This is a genomic window from Amycolatopsis rhizosphaerae (genome assembly GCF_007713715.1).
GTDB lineage: Bacteria > Actinomycetota > Actinomycetes > Mycobacteriales > Pseudonocardiaceae > Amycolatopsis_E > Amycolatopsis_E rhizosphaerae.
In genome coordinates this window covers 1-3,900 of the sequence record NZ_VJWX01000606.1, presented here as the reverse complement: position 1 = coordinate 3,900, position 3,900 = coordinate 1, and the positions used below count along the sequence as shown (strand labels likewise).

The window sequence follows — 3,900 nt, the reverse complement described above, 5'->3', positions numbered from 1 at the left end:
CGGGGAAACCACGGCATGCCGAACACCCGGTCGCCGGACTGGAACCGCGTCGTGCCGTAGCCGACCCGCTCCACCACCCCGGCCACGTCCCAGCCGTGGACGAACGGCAGGTCGAGCAGGCGGTTGTAGGCCAGTCCCCGCGCCGTGTAGTAGTCGACCGGGTTCACCCCGGCCGCGACCACTCTGACCAGGACCTCGCCGAAGGCCGGTTCCGGCCGGTCGATCTCGGCCAGCCGCATCGTCTCGGGATCGCCCCACTCCTCTTGCAGCACCGCGCGCATGGTCAACCCTCTCTCGGAGCAAACTCGCAGCAAACTATGTGGACGACTGTACTATAAGTACTGCCCGAAGAGCTGGAACAAGACATCCCTTCCCTGAGGGATAAGGGAGAACATATAGTACAGCCGTCCACTTACTGAACTCTTCGATACCGGAGGACGACGCTGAGCGCCACCCCGACCGAGACGGTCAGGACCTACGCGGAGGCCAAGTCACGAGCCGACGTCCCGGCCGCGCTGGCCACCTGCCATGCCGACGCGGTGTTCGAGACCATCCCGTTTCAGACCGTCTCCCGCGGCCTGGCCGAGGTGGCGGCGTGCCCTTCGCCTGCCACTGGCGAGTGCGTGACGGCCTGATCGCCCAGGAGCGTTTCTTCTTCGACTTCAACCAGATGTGCGAGCAGCTCGGCCTGCCGACGGAAGCGGCGGCGGCGCGGTTCTCCTCCTGGCGGGCGGCCGCCTAGCCCGGCGGCCACGCAAAATTCCAGGACGCCTGTCCAGTAGGCTTGCGCCATGGACAAGCGGGTTCTGCGCGGTCTCCAGTCACGGCAGCTCATCCTGGACCGGGCGATGAACATCGCCTCGGTGGAAGGACTCGAAAGCCTGTCCGTGCGACGCCTGGCCACCGAACTCGAGATGAGCAAGAGTGGCGTGTTCGCGCAGTTCGGTTCCAAGGAGGAGCTGCAACTGGCGACCGTGCGGGCCGCGATCGACGTCTTCGCCGCCAGGGTCGTCCGCCCCGCCAGGAAGACACCCGCCGGGATCCGCCGCGTCCGGGCCCTGTGCGAGGCGTGGATGCACTACGCGCGGCAGCCGGTGTTCGAGGGCGGCTGCTTCTTCCTCGCCGCGGCCCCCGAATTCGACGCCCGGCCCGGGCGCGTCCGCGACGCCATCGCCTCGGCCCGCCGCGACTGGCAGACCCTGTACGCCGCCACCATCGCCGAAGCCCAGAATCTGGGAGAGGTCCGCGCCGACCTCAACCCGGCCGATCTGGCCTTCGAACTCGACGCTCTCGCCCGCACCGCGGCCGAAGACGCCGCCCTCCTCGACGACGACCGCCGGTACGACCGCGCCGCCGCGATCATCCTCGCGCGCCTGGCTTCGGTCGCGACCGATCCGGCCGCGCTCGAATAGACCGGGAGCGACCGCCCGCACGCCGGAATTCCACTGTGGCCGGCCGCGCAGGGAAATCACTCGGTGAAATGAGCGTTTGCGGGAATTCCGATGTCAATCCGCTCGTGCGGTGGCACCTGCCCGCGCGGCGATCACCCAGCGCTGATCCCGACGCCACCGATCGGGTGAGAAGCGGTTGGGAGGCAAGGACTTCACCCCCGCCGGACACCCGTGCCCTCCGTGCGGGCCGATCGCGCCGGCCACTCGGCACAGTGAACGCACCGTCCGGCACGGGGCCGGTTTTTCCGTGCTGAGTAACGGAATTTTCGTCCATTGGGTACTTGTCAGCTCCGGACGGTACTCAGTAACCTCTACCCAGGGTGATGGATATGACGCATCAGGTAGTGTTCGACCCGCTTCCCTCCTTGTTGCGGCGCGCGGTCCGCGTGGTCCCCGCACCGGAGGCCGACGATTCCCCCGCACCGGCTGATCCCGGGCTCGCCCGCCTGCTCAGGGGCGGCGTTCTGCACCGGCTGGCCGCGGGCTATTACGCGCTGGTGCCCAGCGACCGGATCGGACAGGGCTGGCAGCCGGACCTCGAAGCGGCCTCCTGGGGTATCGCCGCGGCCGACGACGGACCCAGATCCGTTGCCCTGATGGGACTTTCGGCCGCGCACGTGCACGAGGCGCTGCCCGGGTCCCCGGGAGTCGGCATCGTCGCGACCACCCGCAACCGGCCGAGCCTGTCCTTCGCCGACCGGGATGCCACGGTGTCCTTCGTCCGCCGCGACCCTCGACGGCTGAAGATCGAGCGGTACTCGGGCGAACTCGGTGCGGGCTGGGTGACCACGGTCGAGCAGACCCTGCTGGACCTCGCGGCGTACCCGCAACTGGGCGGGCGTCCCGAGTCCGCGCGAGAGGCCATCGGCGCCTTGCTGGACAAGGCCGATCCGCACGTGCTGTACAGCCTGGCCACCGCGCAACGGCGGCACGGCGCACTGGACCGCATCCTGCAACACGTGTGACGGCGGCGAAAGCCCGGCAAGGCCGCGCAGGCGTTGGCCCTTCACGGCTGAGCCCAGCCCCGGTCAGGCAAGCGCCGGGCTCAGCCGGTGAAGTGGCGGTGCAGACCACTCCACACCGTGTCGTAGCCGGGCTGCCGATGGGGCGCCGCGTGCGCCTGGTCCGTGACCAGCAGGGGCCAGCGCGTCTCGACCATGAAGGCCAGCGTGTCCTCGATCTTCTGCGGCACGAGTTCCTGACTGCTGGCACGCTCGAAGGTCTCCGCGTCGGGGCCGTGCGCCGACCACATCCCGTGCAGGCTCGCCCCGCCCGGCACGAAACCCTCGGCCTTGGCGTCGTAAACCCCCTTGACCAGCCCCATGAACTCGCTCATCACATTGCGGTGGTACCAGGGCGGGCGGAAGGTGTCCTCCCCCACCAGCCATCGCGGCGGGAACACCACGAAATCGGCGTTGGCCTGTCCTGGAGTGTCCGACGGGGAGGTCAGCACCGTGTAGATCGACGGGTCCGGATGGTCGAAGCTGACCGTGCCGAGCACGGTGAACCGCGCGAGGTCGTACTTGTACGGCGCGTGGTTTCCGTGCCAGGCGACGACATCCAGCGGTGAATGGTCGTAGTCGGCCGCCCACAGCCCGCCGCCGTACTTCTGCACCACCTGCACGGTTTCCTCGCGGTCTTCGAACGCGGCGACCGGGTAGAGGAAATCGCGCGGACCGGCCAGTCCGTTGGCCCCGATCGGGCCGAGCTCGGGCAGGGTGAAGGGCTGCCCGTAGTTCTCGCACACATAGCCCCGGGCCGCGTCGTCGAGCAGGGTGACCCGGAAGCGGATACCCCGGCCGATCACCGCGATCTCACCCGGTCCGACCTGCAGCCGCCCGTACTCGGTCTGCAGCAGGAGGCGGCCCAGCTCGGGCACCAGCAGCAACTCGCCGTCGGCGTCGGTGAAGTACCGGTCCTCCATCGAGCGCGTGGCCCGGTACCAGTGCAGGGCCACGCCCGTGCGGTGCAGCACGTTTCCGTTGGCGCACACGGTGAACAGGCCGTCGACGAAGTCGGCGGGGTGCTCCGGCCGCGGCGGGGCGTCCCACCGCAGCCGGTTCGGATCGGCCGCCCCCGCGGTCAGGGGCGCGCTGTGCAGGAACTCGTGGGAGAGGGGCCGGAACGGCGGATGCGCGGCCGAGGGCCGGATCCGGTACACCCAGCTCCTGCGGTTGCCGGCGCGCGGTTCGGTGAAAGCGGTGGCGCTGTGCTGCTCGGCGTAGAGCCCCAGCGGCGCCCGTTGCGGCGAGTTGCGGCCCACCGGCAGCGCTCCCGGAACGGCCTCGCTGTGGTGCTCGTTGCCGAATCCGGCCGAATAGTCCAGCACGGTGCCCGCCAGGGCCTCGGGCCGCATGGTGCCGGTCATCTCCCCACCTCCGCTCGGACGCACGTCGGCGGTTTCAGCGTCACCCCCCGCCGCCGTGCGGTCAACCGCGCGCCCTTTCCC

General features: G+C 69.7%; 5 protein-coding genes. 3 read left to right on the top strand and 2 right to left on the bottom strand.

The window, feature by feature from the left end; all coding sequences use genetic code 11:
- The coding region (locus FNH05_RS34060; protein WP_186382876.1) for an alcohol dehydrogenase catalytic domain-containing protein at positions 1 to 281 on the bottom strand (281 nt) is incomplete at its 3' end.
- A gap of 314 nt (positions 282 to 595) precedes the next feature.
- Here FNH05_RS34060 and FNH05_RS38980 point away from each other — a divergent pair.
- The 3 genes from FNH05_RS38980 (at position 596) to FNH05_RS34045 (ending at position 2,416) form a co-directional block, all read left to right on the top strand.
- On the top strand, positions 596 to 742 hold the full coding sequence (locus FNH05_RS38980; protein WP_222426791.1) for a nuclear transport factor 2-like protein: 147 nt from the start codon (positions 596 to 598) through the stop codon (positions 740 to 742).
- Positions 743 to 791: 49 nt separating this feature from the next.
- Complete coding sequence (locus tag FNH05_RS34050) at positions 792 to 1,412, top strand: TetR/AcrR family transcriptional regulator (RefSeq protein ID WP_144592965.1); 621 nt, start codon at positions 792 to 794, stop codon at positions 1,410 to 1,412.
- A 368-nt stretch (positions 1,413 to 1,780) separates the two neighbouring features.
- Entirely contained in the window at positions 1,781 to 2,416 is a 636-nt protein-coding gene (locus tag FNH05_RS34045; protein ID WP_144592964.1) for a type IV toxin-antitoxin system AbiEi family antitoxin domain-containing protein, read from the top strand.
- An 80-nt stretch (positions 2,417 to 2,496) separates the two neighbouring features.
- Here the strand turns inward: FNH05_RS34045 and hmgA are convergent, their stop codons facing one another.
- Positions 2,497 to 3,819 (bottom strand): homogentisate 1,2-dioxygenase, encoded by a 1,323-nt coding sequence (hmgA, locus tag FNH05_RS34040; protein WP_144592963.1) that lies wholly within the window; start codon positions 3,817 to 3,819, stop codon positions 2,497 to 2,499.
- Between the last annotated feature and the right edge of the window lie 81 nt (positions 3,820 to 3,900).